Source organism: uncultured Aquabacterium sp., from assembly GCF_947366995.1.
GTDB lineage: Bacteria > Pseudomonadota > Gammaproteobacteria > Burkholderiales > Burkholderiaceae_C > Aquabacterium.
In genome coordinates this window covers 1-21,829 of the sequence record NZ_CANBCC010000067.1, presented here as the reverse complement: position 1 = coordinate 21,829, position 21,829 = coordinate 1, and the positions used below count along the sequence as shown (strand labels likewise).

At 66.3% G+C, this 21,829-nt stretch carries 9 protein-coding genes and 2 tRNA genes; 7 read left to right on the top strand and 4 right to left on the bottom strand.

Going from position 1 to position 21,829, the window contains the following annotated elements; all coding sequences use genetic code 11:
* Window positions 1-189 precede the first annotated feature (189 nt).
* From Q0Z44_RS14985 to Q0Z44_RS14960, 6 genes are all read left to right on the top strand, one after another.
* A tRNA-Leu gene (locus tag Q0Z44_RS14985) sits at window positions 190-277 on the top strand.
* A 181-nt stretch (window positions 278-458) separates the two neighbouring features.
* A tRNA-Gly gene (locus tag Q0Z44_RS14980) sits at window positions 459-534 on the top strand.
* A gap of 170 nt (window positions 535-704) precedes the next feature.
* Window positions 705-3,014 carry a type I secretion system permease/ATPase gene (locus Q0Z44_RS14975; RefSeq protein ID WP_298014166.1) on the top strand — a complete coding sequence of 770 codons (2,310 nt, stop codon included), beginning with the start codon at window positions 705-707 and terminating at the stop codon, window positions 3,012-3,014.
* A gap of 1 nt (window position 3,015) precedes the next feature.
* On the top strand, window positions 3,016-4,245 hold the full coding sequence (locus tag Q0Z44_RS14970; protein WP_298014165.1) for an HlyD family type I secretion periplasmic adaptor subunit: 1,230 nt from the start codon (window positions 3,016-3,018) through the stop codon (window positions 4,243-4,245).
* 8 nt (window positions 4,246-4,253) lie between these two features.
* The gene (locus tag Q0Z44_RS14965; RefSeq protein ID WP_298014163.1) at window positions 4,254-5,657 is read left to right on the top strand and encodes a TolC family protein; all 1,404 of its coding nucleotides are present in this window, start codon (window positions 4,254-4,256) and stop codon (window positions 5,655-5,657) included.
* The gene (locus Q0Z44_RS14960; RefSeq protein ID WP_298014161.1) at window positions 5,654-6,751 is read left to right on the top strand and encodes a hypothetical protein; all 1,098 of its coding nucleotides are present in this window, start codon (window positions 5,654-5,656) and stop codon (window positions 6,749-6,751) included. The genes Q0Z44_RS14965 and Q0Z44_RS14960 overlap by 4 nt, the downstream gene beginning before the upstream one ends.
* Window positions 6,752-6,783: 32 nt before the next feature.
* Here the strand turns inward: Q0Z44_RS14960 and Q0Z44_RS14955 are convergent, their stop codons facing one another.
* From Q0Z44_RS14955 to Q0Z44_RS14945, 3 genes are read right to left on the bottom strand one after another with little or no spacing between them, the layout of a single operon-like run.
* Entirely contained in the window at window positions 6,784-8,772 is a 1,989-nt protein-coding gene (locus Q0Z44_RS14955; RefSeq protein WP_298014160.1) for an FkbM family methyltransferase, read from the bottom strand.
* A gap of 8 nt (window positions 8,773-8,780) precedes the next feature.
* Window positions 8,781-9,908, bottom strand: coding sequence for a hypothetical protein (locus Q0Z44_RS14950; RefSeq protein WP_298014158.1), 1,128 nt, complete (start codon window positions 9,906-9,908; stop codon window positions 8,781-8,783).
* A 4-nt stretch (window positions 9,909-9,912) separates the two neighbouring features.
* Window positions 9,913-11,826 carry a tetratricopeptide repeat protein gene (locus Q0Z44_RS14945; RefSeq protein ID WP_298014156.1) on the bottom strand — a complete coding sequence of 638 codons (1,914 nt, stop codon included), beginning with the start codon at window positions 11,824-11,826 and terminating at the stop codon, window positions 9,913-9,915.
* Between the two features lie 336 nt (window positions 11,827-12,162).
* On the opposite strand from Q0Z44_RS14945, the gene Q0Z44_RS14940 reads away from it, so the two are divergent.
* On the top strand, window positions 12,163-20,709 hold the full coding sequence (locus Q0Z44_RS14940; protein WP_298014155.1) for a heme utilization protein: 8,547 nt from the start codon (window positions 12,163-12,165) through the stop codon (window positions 20,707-20,709).
* Window positions 20,710-20,731: 22 nt separating this feature from the next.
* Here the strand turns inward: Q0Z44_RS14940 and murI are convergent, their stop codons facing one another.
* The gene (gene murI / locus Q0Z44_RS14935) at window positions 20,732-21,574 is read right to left on the bottom strand and encodes a glutamate racemase (RefSeq protein WP_298014154.1); all 843 of its coding nucleotides are present in this window, start codon (window positions 21,572-21,574) and stop codon (window positions 20,732-20,734) included.
* Window positions 21,575-21,829: the final 255 nt, after the last annotated feature.

Sequence of the window (21,829 nt, the reverse complement as noted above, 5' to 3'; positions counted from 1 at the left end):
GAGCGCAACCTTGCCAAGGTTGAGGTCGCGAGTTCGAGCCTCGTTTCCCGCTCCAAGACAAAAGGGCGTTCACTTCGGTGAGCGCCCTTTTTGCTTTGTTCGCTCTTGCGCTCTGCCTCACGCCACAGGGTGCGTGAGCCCGAGAGGGTGGGCCGCTGACGGGTACACTACGCACCGCTTCACGCTGCCGCCCGGGTGGTGAAATGGTAGACACCGGGGACTTAAAATCCCCTGCCGTGAAAACGGCGTACCGGTTCGAGTCCGGTCCCGGGCACCAGGCACCAGGCACAGACAGGTGTTCGATGCGACGGCCTGGTTGCATGAAGGCGACAGCGCATCAGATAAGGGCTCCGGTCTTGTCAGAACGTCGAAAAACGGTATAGAATTTAACTCTTCGCTGATCGCAGTAACCAAACGCGATACGAAAGCCAAACGGCTTCAGACAAGGCGAAACACATGCGGGAATAGCTCAGTTGGTAGAGCGCAACCTTGCCAAGGTTGAGGTCGCGAGTTCGAGTCTCGTTTCCCGCTCCAATTCAAAAGGCAGCCCCTCAACGGCTGCCTTTTTTCTTTGGGATTGCGCTGTCGCGCTGCATCCGCCACACGAAGAACTGGGGCGTGTTCGGCGCGCTTATGCCGCTTAAGTCGGCCAGCCTTGTCCCTAGTATCGAGGGGCGCCTCCTTGCCTGGCGCTGGAGTACCCCTTGGACAACCCGCACGACCGGTCCCTGCACGAGCCCGAGCTGGCCCCCGAGCCCGCCGGGGACGCGCGCGCCAGTGCGCCGGGGCAAGCCGATCCGTTGCTGGAAGCTGTGCTGTGGTTGTGCCGGCACCATGGCGTCATGCGCTCCGAGCAGTCGCTGCTGGATGGGCAGGCGCTGGACAGCGGCCTGACCGCCGATCAAGCGCTGCAGGTGCTGCGTCAGGCCGGCTTCAGCGCGACGCTGGTGCGCCGTGCACCAGGCAAGATCCTCTCGTTGCTGATGCCCGTGGTGCTGCTGTTGCGCAATGGGGATGCCTGCATCGTGACACGGCGCATTCCCGGCCGCCGTCGCGAGCGGGGCGGTGACCGGTATGAGGTGATCATGCCGGGTGGGGGCGACGAGATCTGTGTAGCGACCGAGGAAGAGCTTGTGGCCGAGTACTCGGGCTACACACTGATTGCCGCCTTGAAGCCAGGGTCGCGCGCCAGGCCGTCGAAAGACAGCGAGGAAGAACAGGAAGAGCGCCATTGGCTTTGGGGCACATTGCGGCGCTTTTTTCCGTACTACCGCTCTGCGATGCTGGCGGCATTGTTGAGCAACGTGCTGATGCTGCTGACCGGGCTCTTCGCTTCGGTGGTGTATGACCGGGTCATTCCGAACAAGGCGTTCGTGACGCTGTGGTCACTCGGCATTGGCGTGTTGGTCGCGATCGCGTTCGACCTGGCCGCACGCCAGTTGCGCAGTTATCTGATCGACATGGCCGGCAAGAAGGCCGATGTGGCGCTGGGCGCGCAGATATTCCGGCAGGCCATGGGTATCCGCCTGGAGCATCGGCCGGAGTCGGCGGGTGCGTTCGCGCATCGGCTGGCGCAGGTTGAGGTGGTTCGCGACTTTTCGACGTCGGCCACGGTTGCCGCACTCACCGACCTGCCGTTCGTGTTCCTGTTCATCGCGGTGACATGGGTTGTCGCCGGCCCTCTGGTGCTGGTCTTGTTGCTGGCGGTGCCCGCACTCATCGGCATGACAATGGCGACCCAGCGGGTGTTGCGGCGCCACACCCGCGCGAACATGGGCCGGCAGGCCGACCTGCAGGGCATTCTGATTGAGGCTGTGGAAGGCATGGAGGACGTGCGAGCGGCCGGGGCACAAGGGCATTTCATCCGGCGGTATGACGATGCAATGTCGTCGGCCGCTGTATCGTCGTTGAAGGCCCGCTGGATAGCGAGCTGGGTCAACAACGTGACGATGGTGGCTCAGCAGCTCATCACGGTGGTGATGCTGCTGTGGGGCGTGTACCTGATCGATGCCGGGCAGCTTACGGGGGGCGCTCTGATCGCGGCGGTGATGTTTGCGGGACGTGCGCTCGCGCCGCTGGGAGGTGTCGTGGCGCTGGCGTCCCGTTATCAGGCGGCCAGCGCGGCGCTGAAGTCGCTGGATCAGTTGATGAGCCTGCCCACCGAGCGGGATGCGACCAAGCGCTACCTTTCTCGTTCAGAGATCAAGGGGCAGCTGGCTTTGCACGAGGTGCGCTTTGCCTATCCGCAAGGTGCGCACGCGCATGCGCCGCTGGTGCTCAAGGGGGTGAGCCTCGACATCAAGCCTGGGGAGCGGGTGGCCTTGCTGGGGCGCATCGGCAGCGGGAAGTCGACGATTCTTCGTTTGCTGGGCGGGCTGTATCAGCCTTCCGACGGCTTCGTGGAGGTGGACGGCATCGACCTGCGACAAATCGACCCGGCCGATTTCCGGGCGCACATGGGATTCGTGACGCAGGAGCCGCGGCTGTTCAACGGCAGCTTGCGCGACAACGTGCTGCTGGGGCGCCAGATGGCCGACGCCGCGCACTTTGCGGAAGTGGCGCGGCTGACCGGACTCGATCGCATTGCGGCGGCCCACCCGATGGGCTACGACCTGCCGGTGGGCGAGGCCGGCAGCCTGCTGTCCGGCGGGCAGCGGCAACTGGTGGCGCTGGCGCGTTGCCTGGTCACACAGCCGCGGGTGCTGTTGCTGGATGAGCCGACGAGCTCGATGGACGCGCAGTCGGAGGTGAGCTTCATTCGGCACCTCAAGCATTCGGTGGGCGACCGCACGCTCGTGGTCGTGACGCACCGGCCCGCGTTGCTGGATGTGGTCGACCGCGTGGTGGTGGTGGACGGCGGACGCATCCTCGCGGATGGTCCGAAGGCGCAGGTGCTGGCCATGTTGGCGGGGCAGAAGCCCGCGGGGGCCGATGCAGGCGCGCGCCCGGCGTCTCAGCCAGGTGCCGCTGAGCCGCCTCGGATGGAGCCCATGCGGGCCGCGGCAGGAGGCTGACATGGCGCGTCGAGACGAGCGGGTCAGTGGGCGGTTCTTCCGCGGGGACAAGGCGTTTCTGCATGGCTTGCGGGATGCCGAGATGGCCGAGTCGACGCCGCGGGCGACGTGGGCGCTTTACTTGATGCTGGCCGTGCTGGTGTGCGCCTTGGTGTGGGCTGGCGTGGCGCGTGTGGACGAGGTCACGCGGGTGGACGGCAAGGTGGTGGCCGACGGTCGAGAGCAGGTCATCGCCAGTCTGGAAGGTGGCATCTTGCGCAGCCTGTCGGTGCGTGAGGGGGCGTTGGTCGAGAAGGGACAGGAGTTGCTGCAGCTCGATCCCACCCGAGTGGAGGCGCAGCAGAACGAAGGGGTGGCCAAGCGCCTGGCGTTGAAGGCCCAGGTGGCCCGGCTTGAGTCGGAAGCGACAGGCCGCACCTTGAAGTTTCCGCCGGATGTGATGGCGATGACGGCGCTGGTGGAGGGCGAGACCGAGGTCTACCAGGCGCGGCGGCAATCGCTGGATGAGGCGGTCGGCGTCAACCGCCGGAGCCTGGGGTTGCTCAACCGCGAGCTGTTCATGGCTGAGCGCATGTCTGAGAAAGGGCTGATGTCTGAGGTCGAGGTGATGCGCCTGCGTCGGCAGGTCAACGACCTTCAACTGCAGGTGCAGGAACGCACCAACCGGTTCCGGCAGGAGGCCAGTACGGAGCTGATGCGCCTGCGCTCGGAGCTGGCCCAGCTGGATGAGCAGCTCATCGTCAAGCAGGATGTGTTGCAGCGCACGACGCTGCATGCCCCGGTGCGCGGGATGGTGAAGCACATCAAGCTCGGAACGGTGGGCGGGGTGGTCCCTGCGGGCGCGACCATCATGGAGATCGTTCCCATGGGCCCGCGCGTGCTGGTGGAGGCGCGCATCCGCCCGTCCGACATCGGTTTCGTGCGTGTGGGGCTGCCGGCTGAAGTGAAGCTGAGTGCCTACGACTACTACACCTATGGCGGTCTTAAAGGTGTCGTCGAGTACATCAGCCCCGACGTGCTGGGCGATGAATCGAAAACAGCGGCACAAGACAACAGCTATTACCGGGCTCTCATTCGGTCGGAAGTGTCTACTCTGAAGGCCAAGGGAGCGCCGTTGCAGGTGATGCCGGGCATGACGGCCACCGTCGAAGTCCGGACCGGCGAGCGCTCTGTCCTCCAGTTCCTGTTGAAACCGGTGCTCAAGAGTCAGGAAGCATTCCGGGAAAGGTGAAGCCCTCGATGAAGTTACTCCCGAAAACGTGGCGTGTGCTGCTCGGATGGGGGCTGTTGACCGGTGCATTGACCGTGCACGCGGCCTGTGGCGACGAGCTAAACGGGCTGGTGGTGGACAAGGGGGCGGCCAAGGCCCGCAGTGCCTTGTCTGGCCAGGCCGCGGGCCCCGCCGAGCCGAACCCCGTGGACGCCCTGCCTCCCGAAACGCAGCTGCAGTTGATTGCGCGAGAGGCCGTGCGCCGCAGTGCTGGTGCCGGTGCAGCGGCCTTGCTGGCTGAGGCGGCGCGGTTCGATGAAGATCAAGCCCGGGCCGCGCTGGCTCCCGTGGTGACGGTGGGCGGCAGCGTGGGGCCCGTGCGCAGCACGTTCGATGGCGCGACCTTGCGCTCGGGCATGCAGGTGTCGGGGACGCTCGCTGCCAGTGGCATTCTCTGGGATGGTGGGCGTACTCAGGCGGTCATCCGCTATCGCCAGGAGCTGCGGGATGCCGCCCGGTTCAATGCCCAGTCAACGCAGGAGCAGGTGGTGCTGGATGCGCTCTCTGCCACGCTGGAACGTAACCGTTACCGCAGTCAGGCGCGCGTCTACCAGCAGTACGCCCGCAAGATGGGGTGCCTCGTCGATGCGCTCGAGCAAATCGTTGCGGTGGACCGCGGTCGTGCCAGCGAACTGGTGCAAGCCCGCAAGACCCAGGCGCAGGCCGAACTGGCACGCGACAGCGCGCTGGCCCTGAGCCGCCAGCTCGAGATCCGCCTGCGGAAGTACGTGGGCGAGCAGGGCGGGCTCGGCGAAGGGGTGTCCGGGCCGCTGTCGCAGATCATGGACACGGGCGAGATCATCCGGCTGATCGAGCGCAGCAGCGAACTGCAGTTGATGCGCGCGCAGGCCGACGGCGCAGGCCATCTGGCGGCTTCGGCAGATGCGGCGCTGCGTCCGCAGGTGACGTGGAGTGCCAATGCCACGCAAGGCTCGCTGGGGGGCGCCCCGAACAGCGCGGTGCAGGCCGGTGTGTCGATCGCGTACAACCTGTTCAACGCCGGTGCAGACAAATCAGCTGCCGCGGCGGCCGCACGGCGTGCAGAGGCCGCGCGCAGGCAGTACGAAGAGAGTCTGAACACGCGGACCGCGAGGGCTTTCGAGGTTCAGGAGCTGGCCAGCAGCGCCTTCGACCGGGCGCGTCGGTATGTCGATGTGCTCAAGGACAGCGAACGGGTTCGGGTGTCGACCTTCCAGCAGTGGTCGCAACTGGGCAAGCGCTCGCTGTTCGATGTGATGTCCGCCGAGGGTGACCATTTTGCGCTGCGTGTGGCCTATGTGAACGCACTGTACGACGGCTACCAGGCGAGCGCACAGCTACGCTCGATCGGTGGCGGGCTGCTGGGCTGGCTGGGCGTGGGGGAAGTGCGATGAACGGCGTGGTCCAGTCGTACCGCAGCGATGGGTTGTGGACCACGCATCGGGCCGAGTCGCTGACCGCCCGCCTGCATGCCCTGGCAGCAAAGGACACACTGCGCTGGACCTGGGAGCCCGCGCCGGCCACGGTCCTGCTGAACTATTTTGCAGGCGACACCGACGAGGGGCTGCTGAACCTCCCGGGATTTCAGTATGTGCGGGCGACCGAGGATCTGGACTGGTCGGGCATCGATGTGCTGATCCTGACCGCGCACGGTGGCGACATGGCCGAGCGGGTCATGAACTACCGCGTCCGCAATCCCGACATGCTGATCGTGCTGTGGCTGTGGGACAACCACCTGGCACAGGTGAACAACCTGAAGTCCGTGCTGGCTGCCGATCTGTATTTTCCGTCGCACTGGAGCGAGGCCGCCTACCTTCAGAACATGGTGGCCCCGCTCGGCATGCATGTGCCCGCCTGCTCGGCACAGTGGACTTCCCAGGAGGCGCGCGCGCTGCTGGCGCAGCAGGCGGGGCGGCCGCGCTCGGATGCCTTGCTGCTCAACTACGTCGAGTACGCGTTTTCGTGGCGCACCGAAGTGCTGGCACGCCTGCGTGCCGAACTGCCAGCTGTCTCGGCCTTGCTCATGCCCTCGCATGACCGGGCGCGCTATTTTGCGAAGGGCAGTGATGCCCGCATGGCAGAGTGGGCGGGCTACAAGTGCACGCTGATCCTGCCGGTGACACAGGACCTGTCGACACGGTTGTTCGATGCGCTGCTGGCGGGGTTGGTCCCCATCGTGCCGCGGTCGATCGCTGATTTCGATCAAGTGGTGTCGCCCGCCGAGCAGGAACGCCTGGGCGTGGTTCGGGTGGACAACGTGGAGACCGCCACGGTGGCGCGGGCGGTGGCCCAAGCGGTCGCGGTGTTCGACGAGCAGGGCGAGGCGGGCGTGGCCGCGCGCAGCGAGTTCGTGCTGCAAGGGCACATGCTGCATCACCGCATGACCGCCATGCTGCGGGCGGTGCGCGCTGCAGGGGCGCCCCAACGAGCGGTTCGCCTGACGGCGGGTGAGGGGCACCCACTGGCCATGCGGTTTGTTCAGACCTGAGGTCCAAGGCGGCTTGGCTTGCCGCCGCCGTATCAGGCGAGCTCGTATGCGGCGAGATAAGCCGTGACGGCCGCCCGGGCCGTCGGACGCCGGGCTGGTGTGGCGGCAAGGATGTCCACGTAGTACATCGTGCGGGTGGCTCGAGATCGGGTCTGGCGCCAGATGTAGTCGAACACCTGATGCACCAGCATGGGCGCGGTGGCCTCAAGCAGCAGGTTGCCGTAGTTGTCGAACAGCCAGAAGTCGGTGTAGCCATGCACGGCCAGCGTGTCGATGCAGGCCTTGTACTGAGCGAGTTGCCTCTCGGTCGTGGCCTGGCATTCAAAGTAAAGCAGGGGGCCATGTCGGGCGATGAGCCCGGTGGCCGAGGCCAGCACGTCGTGATCGTGCCCGTCGACATCGGACTTGATGAGCGAGATCACCCGTTCTGTGCTGCCAGCGCTGCGCGCCACGATGTCGTCCAGGCTCTCGGTGGCGAGCTGATTGGCTGGTGTGCCTTGTGACGACGCGTGCAGCGTGGCGTGCTTGCTGCCCCCGCCGCCTGCCAGGGTGGCGTGCTGACCTGCCTGTCCCACCAGCGCTTGCACGAGGTACAGCTGCACCCCGGGGTGCGCCTGCTGCAGCTTGCGCGCATTGTGCTCAAGGTAGCGGTAGAAGCCTTCATCAGGCTCGACGCACAGATGGTGGAGCGCAGGCTGCGCACGACACATGGCCGCGACGGTGTCACCGCAGTTGGCCCCGACGTCGATGACCAGGCTGTCCGGGGCAAGGTGGCGGGCCAGCTCGGGCAGGAAGCGGTCGTACAGCGGGTGCTCTCGCTGATAGCGCGGCAGCAGGTGATCGGCCGGCAACGCAATGTGGAGGCCTTCGACGTCGAGCAGTTGGTCTTCCGGATGCAGGCGGCTTGCCTGCTGCACGGCAGGCACATGCGCCGAAGGGTGTGCGATGGCAGAGAGTGCTTCTGCCAGACCGTGCGCGGTGGCTCGCCAGCTGAAACGCTGCGCCTGTTGGAGCCCTCGGGCGACCGCTTGCTGGCGCACGGATGCTTGCTGTACGGCCTGCAAATGCTTGGCCAGGGCGGTCGGGCGATCGGCCTCGGGTGTGGCCAGCGGAAGGTACAGCGGGGCATCGCCCCCGACTTCTGGCAGTGAGGCCGCGTCGGTGCACACCACCGGGCACGCGCACGCCATGGCTTCCAGCACCGGAAGACCAAACCCTTCGTAGAGCGAAGGGTAGACGAGTGCAATGGCACCGCTGTAGGCCGGGGCCATGTCTTCATCGCTCAGGATGCCGACATGCAGCGTGGCCCCGCCGATCTGCTCACGTGCCCTGGCAGCGATCTCACCGCCGCCCGTACACAGGATGCCGTACTGCGAGCGCGCGTCGCCAAGTCGTGCGAAGGCGTCGAAGAAGAGGGCGGCGTTCTTGTAGTCGTCACGGCTACCTGACAGCATGAAGTACGGGCGTACCAGGCCGTGTCTCTGGCGGAATGCGATCACGGCCTCCGGTGAGGCCGGCCGCAGGTCGCAACCGTTGGGGATCTTTGCGACCGGCAGGTCGGGCGAGGCGAGATGCCGACGGAGATCGCGCGCGGTGTGGTCCGACACGACCGCAAAGGCGGTCGCATGCTGCAGCGCCTGTTGCTTTTGCCGCCACATGGGTTCGTTCAGGTCCCAGCCAAGCACCTCAGGGATCATGTCGTGCACGAGCAGCAGCGTGGGCGTGTGCAGCGGTTGCGTGTAATACGTGGAGGCGAAGGCGGCGATGCCGAGCTGATCGCACAGAGACTGAAGCATGTGCCGGTCGGCTTCGGCGTGCTCGTAGTTGAACGCGGGCGCATCCACGGTCTGCAGACCGGGCAGGGCAGGCAGGGTGCGCTGGCGGTTGACCACCACCACGTTGTGCGCGAAGCCACTGGCAAGCCATTGGGCGAACACCTGGGTCCAGACCTTGGCGATGCCGGAGCGGCCGATCTGGAAGAAGACGCCGTCGATCAGGAACCGGGGAGCGGTGGCGGGCATGCGTGGTCTTACCAGTTGTGCAGGGAGTGATCGGTTTGCCCGAGGAAGTCAGCGCCGAGCAGGAAGTAGGTGCCCTGTGGCCAGTCCTTGATGTGGCGGATGCCGGTGGAGACGTTCGATGCGCCGTTGCCAAGGAAATAGTCGCAGCGCGCCGCCAGCCAGGCGTCGGTGATGACCTGACGGCCGAGCTCCTCGCCGGGGTGGCCGGACAGATGCACCCCTTGAATGCCACTGCCGCGCTGACAGGGAAGGCTGAGCAAGCGGGCACCCCAGCGCCGCTGAAAGTCGTCGACCACTTCGGTGCTGTCCGTGAGCAGGAAGATCCGCAGTGTGGGGTTCACGTCCAGGATGCGTTGGATGCTGGTGTGGTACTGCGCATTCAGCACGTCGAGGCTGGCGAACTCGTGCACCTTGTCGGTGCCCCGAACATGCACGGCCAGCCAGTTGTCGCTCGCGAAGTGAGCCTGCCACAGCGCGTCGACGTGCTGGCGCAGCGAGGGCTTGAGTCGGATGTGGCGACGAAACAGTCTGCGGTAGAGCGCCGAGCGGTCCAGCCCGTGAAGCGGGTGTCCTTCGGGGATCCAGGGCATGAGGTCGATCACCTTGACGTGGAAGTCGCTGACCAGCACTTGCTCGGGGCGGTTGAGGAAGTAGAGCCCGGTCAGGCGTGAGCCGGGCCCCTCCCATTTGTCGAGGTTGTTCTCACCCAGGTTGCCGACATGCCATTTCGGTGGGAAGTACGTCAGGCCCGGCGCAGTGATGTGCGACCACTGAGCAAACGACACGGGCTCGAAGAAGGTCTCGAAGGCGTTGTCTGTCTCTGGATTACGAAACAGGCTGTTGTGGCCCCAGTGCACCAGGGGAATGCGCCCCGTGAGCTCGGCGACCAGCAGCGCGCCCAGCACGTGATCCATGTCCGACCAGAAACCGAAGCCCCACGCCTTGATCAACAGGTAGCGGTGGGCGTCGGGGCGGCTGTGCACCGGCTGATCCAGGCCGAGGTGAGCGATCAACCGCTGCAGCAGCGCACGTGCCTCGGCATGGTCCGGTTGCTTGGCCAGCATGGCGCGACACACCAGATCGGTTTTCTGAAGGTTGCCCCGTTCGAAGGCGGCCTGCGCTTCCTGAATGTCCATGTGCTCAAGCTCCGAGCTCGTCTCTGACTTCGCCAAGCTGGGCCTGGCGCCACATGCCTGTGTAGATCGCTTCGAGCTGTCGGCAGAAGGTGACACTGTCGAACATGGGGGCTTTGCGGTGCTGGGCGTTCAGGCGCGCGCGCAGCGCAGCCCGTTTCTCGGGGTGGCGGGCGAGGTGGAGGGCGAGCGCTTCGTAGCCTTCCAGGCTGTCGGTGGCGAGTTCGGGCAGACCGGCCGTGTGCAGCAGGCTGCCCGCTACGCGGGAGGGGAACGACTGCCCCATGCAGGTCACCACCGGCAGGCCCGCCATCAGCGCATCGGCCGCCGTGGTGTGGGCGTTGTAGGGGTGGGTGTCAAGGAAGAGATCAGCCTGCCGATAGCGCGCCAGGTGGTCTTCCACGCGCGGCACACGCTGCGCGAACACCAGCCGATCCGGTGCGACACCGTGCTGCAGGGCGTGTTCCCGGAGGTGACGCTGCGAGAGCTCATTGCGGGACATCAGCCACAGCACACTGCCCGGAACCTGCTTGAGCAGGCGCATCCACACGGCAAAAACGTGGGGCGCGATCTTGTAGTCGTGGTTGAACGAGCAGAACACCACGCCTTCGTCGGGCAGGCCGCACTCGGCGCGCGTGGGGGTGCGCTCGGCGATCTCGATGCCGCCCGCCGCGGGCAGGTAGGAGTCTGGCAGGTAGACCACCTTCTCGTCGTAGTACTGCCGATGATTCGGGGGAATCACGTGGCGGTCGGCGATCAGGTAGTCCATGTAGTCCACGCCCAGCGTGCCGGGGTAGCCCAGATAATTGACCTGCACGGGCGCTGGCCGGAAGGCAAACACCTCTGTGCGTGAGTCGGAGGTGTAGCCAGCCAGGTCGACGGCGATGTCGATTTCCATCTCGCGCATGCGTTGCGCGATCTGGGGGCTGCTCATGGTTCGGGCGTCGATGAAGTGGTCGAAGCTGCGCAGCATCCGCTGGCGCAACCGGCTTTGGTCGTCGATGCCCAGCGAGATGGCCACCGTCTCAAACCGGTTCCGGTCGTGCTGCTCGAAGATGGCCGCCATCAGGTGCCCGACGGGGTGTTCGCGGAGGTCTGGCGACACGTAGGCGATGCGGATGCGATCGTGACGGTAGCGCTCGCCGTTCCACAGTGGGCGGGCCGCCGGAAACTTGTGGGCGGCAAAGATGCGCGCGCATGCCTGATGGTCGGCCGCCTGGTCGTTGATGGCCATGAATCCCAGCGATTTGCACACACGGCGGTGCGCGCGCACGCCATCCGTGATCTGCGTGACCACTTCGTCGAAGTCGGTCCAGTCGCAGGTGTGCATCCGTTCATAGCACAGCAGGCCCAGGCCGTAGTCGTAGTTCGGGTTGATGTGCAGCAGGCGCTGGAACATGCCGATGGCCTGCTCGCTGCGCTTGAACTCCGTCAGCAGAATGGCGCAGTTGCCGAGGGCCGTTTCGTAATCCGGATTGATCTCGAGCACCTTGTTGAAGCGTTCGAGCGCAGCGAGGTGCTGGTGCGATTCACGCAGCAGGGTGCCGCTGTTGACCAGTGCCTCGATGTAGTCAGGCTTGAGGGCCAGCGCGCGGTCGTAGGCAGCCAGGGCCGCATCACGTTGCCCGGTGGCGTGCAGGGCCGAGGCATAGGCCGCCCACAGCGGCGCGAAGTGCGGGGCGACCTCCGTGCCATGAGCCAGATGCGTCAACGCCTCCTGAAGGTCCTGACGGCGCAACAGGACCACGCACAGCGAATAAATGGCCACCGGATCGGCGGGATGGGCTGTGAGGTATTGCCGGAAGCGCCGTTCGGCCTCCGCCTCCTGCCCTTGACCTTGCAAGGTCACCGCTTCGATCAGGAAGTTCTGATCCAGCGTCATAGCGCTGGAGGCAAGGGGGGATGACAGGGTTTCAGCCATGAGGACTCGTGGACGCATGCAAGGGTGCCCATTTAGGCACCTGCAGATGGTCGTTCAAAGCGAGCCGGCCGGTTCACACGATAAACGCCGTGAGAAGGTCACAGTTCGGCCCCTTGTTTTGGCGCGCATGCCGCGCCGGCTAAAGAAAGGCGAACGGGCACCGATATGCCGACGAACAGGTGAAAGGAAGTGCCTGCGCCAGAAATGTAAGTGGTGCTGGTTTCTTTTCCGGTCAACGTGCCAACCCGGATTGCCTACGCTGCCGGGAACGTCAGGTGGACCGCTTCGCAGGAAGGCCCACCGTTGTCTTTTTCACGTCCTGAATTCGAGGGCCTCATGTCCATCATTGACTCGTTGACCACATCCCAGATCGCCGCCTTGTCGACCGCGACGATCGCCAGGCTGACAACGACGGACTGGGCCGCGTTTGAAACCGACCAGATTGCCGCGCTGACGACGACGCAGGTCCGTGCCATCGAAACGGCCGATCTGGCTGCACTGAATTCCGAACAGATCCAGGCGTTGCAGACCGACCTGGTCCGGTTGCTCAGTTCGGCGCAGATCCGCGCGCTCACGACCGAGTCCATTCAGGCGCTGACAACGACCCAGGTGCAGGCGTTGACCACCGCGCAGGTCTCGGCCCTCACCACATCGCAGGTCCGGGCGGTTGAAACCGAGGACATCGCGGCGCTGCGAACTGACCAGGTCCGTGCGCTGAACAGCACGCAGATCCGCGCACTGGAAACCGACCAGATCCAGGCGGTGACCACCGAGCAGGTGGCAGCGCTCAGCACGGCCCAGGTGGTCTCGCTGACGACCACGCAGATGGCCGCCATCGAGACCGAGGACATTCAGGCCCTGACCACAGCCCAGGCCCGTGTGCTGGGCAGCGCGCAGGTGGCTGCGCTGGGCAGCGAGCAGGTGGCCGCGCTGGAAACAAGTGACCTTGCGGCGCTCGCGACCGCAGCCGTGCGTGGGCTGACCACGGACGGCATTCAGGCGCTCGGCACGAGCCAGATCACGGCCCTGACCACCGCCCAGGTGGCCGCGCTGACGACGACGCAGGTTGCTGCGGTGGAAACCGAGGATGTGGCGGCCTTCACCACCACGCAAGTGCGTGCGCTGGGTACGGCACAGGTTCGCGCGCTCGGCACCGAACAGATCGAGGCGCTCACCACGACGCAGGTGTCCAGTCTGGCCACGACGCAGGTGGCCGCGCTGACCACGACGCAGGTGTCTGCCATCGAAACCGCGGACATCGAAGCCCTGACAACCACGCAGGCGCGGGCGTTGTCCAGCGCCCAGGTGTCTGCCCTGACCACCACTCAGGTGGAAGCGCTGCAGACGGAAGACTTGGCGGCGCTCTCGACGGTTTCGGTGCGCGGGCTCACCACGGACGGGATTCAGGCGCTGAAGACCGAGCAGGCGGCCGCGCTGACCACCAATCAGGTGTCAGCGCTGACGACCACGCAGGTGGCGGCCATCGAGACAGAGGATGTCGCAGCGCTGACCACCAGTCAGGTTCGCAGCCTGGGCTCGGTGCAGATCCGTGCGCTGGAAACGCAGCAGGTCGAGGCGCTCACCACCGAGCACGTCGGCGTGCTCACCAGCGTACAGACCTCGGCACTGACCACGACACAGGTGGCAGCCATCGAGACCCAGGACATCGCCAGCCTGGGCACGACGCAGGTGCGGGCACTGGGTAGCGCCCAGGTCGCCTCGCTCACCACGGACCAGGTTGCAGCCATCTCGACCACCACGCTGTCCTCCATGGCGACTGCGTCGGTGCGCGCCATCACGACAGACGGCATCCAGGCGCTGACCACCGACCAGATCGTGTCGCTGGCCACCAGCCAGGTCGCGAGCCTCAGCACCCGCCAGCTGAGTGCAATGGCCACCGATGATCTGGCCTCGTTGACCACGACGCAGGTGCAGGTGCTGGGCACCACGCAACTGCGCGCCCTGAGCACCGAGCAGCTCAGCGTGATCGCCACGGTGCAGACATCCAGCCTCACCACCGCCCAGATCGCGGCGCTGGGTACCGCCCAGGTCGCAGCCCTGACGACAGACAACATTGCCACATTCAACAGCACGCAACTGCGCGCCTTTGGCAGCGCGCAGGTGGCGGCTTTCCAGACCGAGCAGATTGCAGCGGTTACCACCGATGCGATCGCGGGCCTGTCCCTCATCGCGCTGCGCGGCCTCACCACCGACGGGGTGCAGGCACTGAGCGGTGCCCAGCTGGCCGCTCTGAACACCACCCTGGTGGCCAATCTGTCGACGGTGCAGGTCGCGGCGATCGCGACCGATGACCTGCCTTCGCTCACGACCAACCAGCTCCGCGCTTTCACTGTGGCCCAGGTCCGCGCCCTGGGTGCGGATCAGATTGCTGCGCTCACAACAGACCAGGCCGGTGTGCTGACCACGGCGCAGGTCGCCGGGCTCACGACCACGCAGGTTGCAGCCTTCGAGACCGCCGACATCGCGGCCATGGGCACCACGCAGATGCGTGCACTGACGTCATCCCAGGTGGCGGCCTTGTCCACGGAGCAGGTGACCGCCATTGAAACGAGCGACATCACCGCCATCAGCACGAGCGCCATCCGCGCCCTGACGACCGATGGCGTGCAGGCGCTGACCACCGACCAGATCGCAGCCCTGGCATCCGCACAGGTTGCCGCGTTCACCACTGCTCAACTTGCCGCGATCGAGACGGGCGATGTGTCCTCGCTGGGCTCGGCTCAGCTCAATGCACTCGGCACGCTGCAGATCCGCGCTCTCACCACCGATCAGGTTGCGGCGCTGGACACCACGCAGGTGGCCGGGCTGAACACCACCCTGGTCGCAGCCCTGGGGTCGTCCCAGGTGGCCGCGCTCAGTACCGATGCGGTGGCCGCCATGGGCACGGCGCAGTTCCGGGCCCTGGGCAGCGCCCAGGCCGGGGCGTTGAGCACGGACCAGATCGTGGCGCTTGAAACCAATGATCTCCAAGCGGTGAACACCGTGGCCATCAAGGGCCTCAGCACCGATGCCATGCGCGCCCTGTCGACCGAACAGGTCCAGGCGCTGACCACCGCGCAGGCGGCCGCCTTGCGGACGGCGCAGATCGCGGCCATGGAGACCGAGGATGTTCAGGCCCTGCTGACCACCCAGATCCGCGCGCTCACCACGGCGCAGGTCGTCGCCTTCGAGACCGCCCAGATGGCCGCCTTGGGCACATCGCAGGTGCAGGCGCTCAGCACGGCGCAGGTCCGGGCGCTGAGCACAGACCAGATTCACGCCCTGACCACCGACGGCATTCAGGCCCTCGTCAGCAGCCAGATCGATGCGCTGAGCAGCACGCAAGTGGCTGCGCTGGCGACCGAGCAGGTGGCTGCCATCGAGACCGGCGACATCGCCGCCTTGACCTCACTGTCTCTGCGCGCGTTGAACTCCGATCAGGTGCGGGCGCTGAGCACCGATCAAGTTCTGGCCCTGGCCACACGGCAGGTTGCTGCCCTGTTGACCGCGCAAGTGGCTGCGCTGGAAACCGATGACATCTCCAACCTGAAAACCGCTCAGGTTGCCGCGCTGTCCACCGCTCAGGTGCAGGCGCTCGACACGCTGCAGGTGGCCGCTCTCCGCACCGACCACGTGGCCGGTCTGAGCACCGCCCAGGTGGCCGCGCTCAGCACCCTTCAGGTGGCGGCCATTTCGACCGACGCCATTGCCGCAATGGCCACCCGCCATGTGGCTGCACTGGTCAGTGCCCAGGTGGCGGCGTTGACCACGGACCAGGTTGCGGCCATTGAAACCAGCGACATCGGGGCGCTCGGCGTCACCGCTGTACGCGGACTCACCACGGATGGCGTGAAGGCACTGTCGGCGGCGCAGCTCGCGGCCTTGCTGACCACGCAGATTGCCGCCCTCGGGACCACGCAGATGGCGGCCATCGAAACCGATGACATCGCCTCACTCACCACCGATCAGGTGCGTGCGCTGAACGCGCTGCAGACCGCGGCGCTCACCACCGATCAGGTCGCGGCGATGGGCTCCGACGACGTGGCGGCGCTGTCCGTCACGGCCATCAAGGGCCTGACCACCGACGGTGTCGTCGCCCTTACCACGGAGCAGGCTGCCGCCCTGGGCACGAGCCAGCTGGCCGCCCTGACCACGGCGCAAGTCCAGGCCATTCAGACGGACGACATCGCCGCGCTCTCATCGACGCAGTTCCGTTCGCTGCTCACCGCCCAGATCCAGGCGCTGAGCACCGATCAGGTGGCGGCCCTGACGACCGACCAGGCGGCACAGATGTTGTCCGCGCAGGTCGCTGCCTTGAACACCTCGCAGGTTGCCGCGCTGGAAACCGAAGACCTGGCCGCCATGGGCACAGTCCAGCTCGCTGCCCTGAGCAGCGCGCAGACCGCAGTGCTCGATACCGAGCAGGTTGCAGCCCTGTCCACCACGGCAATCAGCGCACTGACCGTGTCCGCCCTGCGCGGGCTGACCACCGGCGCCGTTCAGGCCCTGACATCCGAGCAGGCCGCTGCGCTCACCACGAGCCAGATCGGTGGCCTGCTGACCACCCAGGTTGCGGCGATCGAAACGGACGATCTGGCGGCTCTGACCACCGTGCAGGTGCGCGCGTTGAGCCTTGATCAGCTGCGCAGCCTCAGCACGGACCAGGTGATGGCACTGACCACCGAACAGGCCCGTGCGCTCACCACCGCTCAGGTTGCGGCACTGACCTCGACCCAGGTCGCGGCCATCCAGACCGAAGACATCGCAGCCCTGCAGACGCAGCAGGTGGCCGTGCTGGGTAGCACGCAGGTGGCCGCGCTCACCACCGAACAGGTCGCCGCCATCGAGACGCAGGACCTTGTGGTGCTGTCCTCGCTGGCTCTGCGTGGACTCACTACGCTGGGCGTGCAGGCGCTCACGACCGATCAGGTTGCTGCGCTGAGCACCACCCAGGTCGCCGCATTGCTGACCACCCAGGTGGCCGCGCTGGAGACAGACGACCTGGGTGCGCTGACCACCACGCAGTTCGCCAGCCTGGGCTTGGCCCAGGTCCGTGCGCTTGGCACCGAGCAGATCGGCGCCATCACGACCGACCAGATCGGTGCCATGACATCGGCCCAGGTTGCTGCGCTGAGCACCACGCAGGTTGCCGCCATCGCCAGCGAAGACATCGCGGCCATGGGCGTCAACCAGCTCCGCGCGCTCAGCAGCACCCAGGTCGAGGCCCTCACGACCGATCAGGTTGCGGCCATTGAAACGAGCGACCTGGTGGCTCTGGCCACTGCCTCGCTGCGCGGCATGACGACCCTTGGCGTGGCGGCCCTGACCTCTGACCAGGTTGCCGCCCTCACGAGCACCCAGATCGCTTCGCTGTCATCCACGCAGGCTGCTGCCATCGAAACCGACGACATGGCCGCGCTGACCACCAGCCAGATGCGCGCCCTCACGTCGACTCAGATGGCTGCCATGACGACGGACCAGATTGCCGCCATCGCGACAGACGACATTGCCTCCCTCGGTACCTCGGCCTTGCGTGCCATCACCACCGACGGCATCCAGGCACTCACCTCCGAACAGGTCTCGCTGTTGTCCACGGCCCAGGTGGCGGCACTCAGCACGTTGCAGATGGCCGCCATCGAGACGGACGACGTGCTGGCGCTGACCACCACCCAACTGCGTGCACTGGGTTCTGCTCAGCTGCGTGCACTGAGTACCGAGCAACTGGCTGCGCTGGACACCACCCAGGTGGCCGCCTTGCTCACAGCGCAAGTTGCGGCACTCGCGACCGGCCAGATCTCCGGCATCACCACCGAGGGCATCGCCGCCCTGGGCACGGACCAGGTGCGCGTGCTGGCCAGTGCCCAACTCGCTGCATTGACGACCGAGCAGGTCGCAGCCTTCGAGACGACCGATCTGCGCGCGCTGACGACCCTCGCGGTGACCGGCCTCACCACACTGGGGATGCAGGCGCTGTCTTCCGAACAGATCGGCGCGCTGACCACCAGCCAGATCGCTGCGCTGACCACCACCCAGGTCCATGCCGTCCTGACGGATGACCTCGCTGGCCTGAGCGCCACTCAGATTGCCGCCCTCACCACGGGTCAGGTCAAGGCGCTCGGCACCGAGCAGGTCCAGGCGCTGGACGCCACCCAGGTTGCCGCACTCACCACCAGCCAGGTGGCCGCGCTGAACGGCTCGCAGGTGGCCGCGATCAGCACGGAAGACGTGGCCGCCATGAGCTCGGCACAACTGCAATCGCTCAGCAGCACGCAGGTGGCGGCGCTCACCACAGACCAGCTCGCTGCCATCGAAACCGGGGACATTGTGGGCCTCACCACGCTCGCCCTGCGCGGCCTGAGCACCGACGGCGTGGCTGCGCTCAGCACCGACCAGGTGGTCGCCCTCACCAGCGCGCAGGTCGCCAGCCTGAGCACTGCCCAGGTTCAGTCCTTTGGCACCGACGATGTGGCGGCACTGGGCACCACCCAGTTCGTCGCCCTGAGCACGGCGCAACTGCGTGCCCTGCAGTCGGACCAGGTGGCGGCGTTCAACACCAGTCAGCTGGGTGCCATGCTGACCACACAGCTGGCCGCACTCGGCACCGGCCAGATCGCAGCGCTCAGCACCGAAGGCATTGCGGCCCTGAACACCAACCAGATGCGAGTGCTGGGCAGCGCTCAGGTGGCCGCCCTTACCACCGATCAGGTGGCGGCCATTGAGACCGGCGACATCGGTGCGCTCAGCACCGTGAGCCTGCGCAGCCTCACCACCGACGGCATTGTCGCGCTGGGTACGGACCAGATCGCCCAACTCGGCACGCTGCAGGTGGCCGCGTTGACGACCGACCAGATTCGCGCGATCCAGACTGAAGATGTGGCTGCGCTGGGCACGACCCAACTGCGTGCCCTCGGCACGGCGCAAGTTCGGGCATTCACCACCGACCAGATCGACGCCCTCACCACCGACCATGTCGCAGCCCTGACGACGGCGCAGGTGCAGTCGCTCACGACCGACCAGGTCAAGGCGCTGTCCACCGACGACATGGTGGCGCTGGACACTAACCAGTTGCGCGTGTTCAACAGCGCACAGGTGGCCGCGTTGAGCACCGACCAGGTTGCGGCCGTCACCACCAATGACATCACCGCACTCACCACCACGGCGCTGCGCGGCCTGACCACCGAAGGTGTGGCGGCGCTGCAGTCCGAGCAGGTCGCTGCGCTCTCCACCTCCCAGGTGGCGGCGCTGCTGACCACGCAGGTGGCCGCCATCGAAACCACCGACATTGCGGCGCTGACCACCACGCAGATCCGTGCACTCGGCACCAGCCAGATCCAGGTGCTCGACAGCAGCCAGATCGAGGCGCTCACGACGCTGCAGACGGCCACGCTCAGCACGGCCCAGATTGCGGTGCTGTCGACGGCGCAGATGGTCGCCATCGCGACCGACGACATGGCGGCATTCACCACCGCGCAAATCCGCTCGCTGAGCGGCGCGCAGTTCGGCGCGCTCACTTCCGAGCAGCTCGTGGCACTGACGACCGAGCAAATGGGCGCGCTGGCCAGCACTCAGGTCATGGCGTTGACCACGGACCAGGTGGTCGCGATTGCCACCGAGGACATCGCTGCGCTGCAGACCGCCCAGGTTCGCTACCTGAGCAGCAGCCAGGTCGAGGCCCTGACGACGGACCAGGTTGCGGCCTTCGAAACCCAGGACATCGGCAGCCTGAGCACCACCGCCTTGCGTGGCCTGACCACGGATGGCGTCCAGGCATTGACGACCGACCAGATCGCGGCGCTCACGACCACCCAGATCGTGTCGCTGTCGACCACGCAGATTGCAGCCATCCAGACCGACGAGGTCACCGCGCTCACCACGACCCAGTTCGCGGCGCTGCGCACCACGCAGATCGTGGCGTTGACCACCGAGCAGTTCGCCGCATTGGGCACCGAAGAGATCCAGGCGCTCACCACGGCACAGATGGGGGCCCTGACCACTGACCAGATCGTGGCCTTCACCACGACACAGATGGCGGCGCTGGAGACGGCCGACATCCGGGCGATGTCGATGAATCAGATCAACGCCTTCGAGGCGGAGGATCTGGCCGCCATGTCGGGCGCCCAGCTCGACGCCATGATCGCGGCCACCCCCATCGTCCTTGACCTGGACGGCAACGGTGTGACGACGGTTTCCAGCTCGGCCGGTGTGATGTTCGACCTCAATGCGACCGGCAACGCGAGCCGAGTGGGCTGGGCGTCGGCGCAGGACGGGTTGCTCGTGATGGACGTCAATGGCGACGGCATCATCAACAACGGCAGCGAGCTGTTCGGCGGAGCCACCCGTCTGGGCAACGGCGAGCGCGCGGGCAACGGCTATGCCGCACTTGCCGCGCTCGACGCCAACCAGGACGGCGTGCTGTCCCAGACGGACACTGCTTTCGCCAACCTGCAAGTCTGGGTCGACGCCAACCAGGATGGCGTGACGGATACCGGAGAGCTGCGCTCGCTGGCCGACCTCGGCATCCTGTCGCTGGATCTGCAGGCGCAGACCGGCACCGAGATGGACAACGGCAACCTGCTGGGTCTGGTGTCGACCTACACCACCGTGGACGGCTCGACCCACGAGATGGCTGACGTGTGGTTTGCCCGTGACGCTGCGTCCACGGTCTCCACCGATGCCAGCCAGCAGCTCGCGGCGCTTGAGGTGTCAGATGTGCTGCTCAGCCCGTCCGATCCCGTCCTCGAAGTGCCGGAAGACGCCAGCTCGACGTCTGCAGAGGTCATCTCCGCCGCACCGGTGACGATGGCGAGCGTGTCGGACACCGGCCTGGCATCCGATCCGTTCAAGGGCCTCCTGGACGAGCAGAATCAGACGCCGCTGATCTGATGACGACCGGCCGGCGGCTGCTTCAGGGCAGCCGGCTGGCTTGCGCTTCCAGTCCCAGCCATCGGTGCACCGTGCTGCTGAGCCGGTCTGGGTCGCCACTGCTCCACAGCCGCATGCCGCCCGCAAGCGGAGAGGTGTGCGGGGAGGGCGTGCGACCTGCCAGCCGAGCAGTGGCCAGACGCACCGTCTGTCGCGCCACCGCTTCCGAGGTGTCCACCAGCGTCACCGCGGGGCCCATCGCCTGTGCGATCAGCGGCGCCACAAAGGGATAGTGCGTGCAGCCGAGCACCACGGTGTCTACCTCGGCCGCGCGCAAGGGCGCGCAAAAGGTCTCCACCAGTTCGCGCAGGGCCGGCGTGTCCAGATCGCCTGTCTCGATGGCTGCGGCAAGGCCCGGGCAGGGCTGCAAGTGCACCTGGGCCTGCCCGCCGTGCCGCTCCACCAGTTGCCTGAACCGCGCACTGCGCAGCGTGCCGGTGGTGGCCATCACGCCGACCCGCCCCCGTGCCGACAGCGCCACCGCCGGTTTCAGCCCCGGCTCGATGCCGACGATGGGCAGGGAGGGGTGCGCTTCACGCAACGCATGAACCGCCGCGGCCGTGGCCGTGTTGCAAGCTACCACCAGCAGGTCCGCACCTTGTTCCAGCAGGAAACGGGCAATCGCCAGCGACCGCTCGACCACGAACGCGTCCGTCTTCTCGCCATACGGCGCGTACCCCGAGTCCGCCACGTACAGCAACTCGGCCTCGGGCATCCGCTCCCGCAGCGCCCGCAGCACCGACAACCCCCCCACGCCCGAGTCAAAGACCCCGATGCGTACACCACCAATGGGAGACAAAGAGGGGTCAGAGAGGCGATCAGGCATCGTGTAATGGGTGTCGAATGTGACCGGTGCACGGGGCGCGCCGGCAAACAGGGGAGATTTTCCCTCATCGGCATTCACGATTGCAGTTGCGAGCTGTCGAAGTCGCGCTAGAATCGAACGATCGTGCTTTTTTAGAGGCGCGGCTTTTTGATCAACTTCCTCATTGCGCAGGAGAACAACGCATGAAGGCTCTGGTTCCAGTCAAGCGGGTTGTGGACTACAACGTGAAGGTTCGCGTCAAGTCCGACGGCTCTG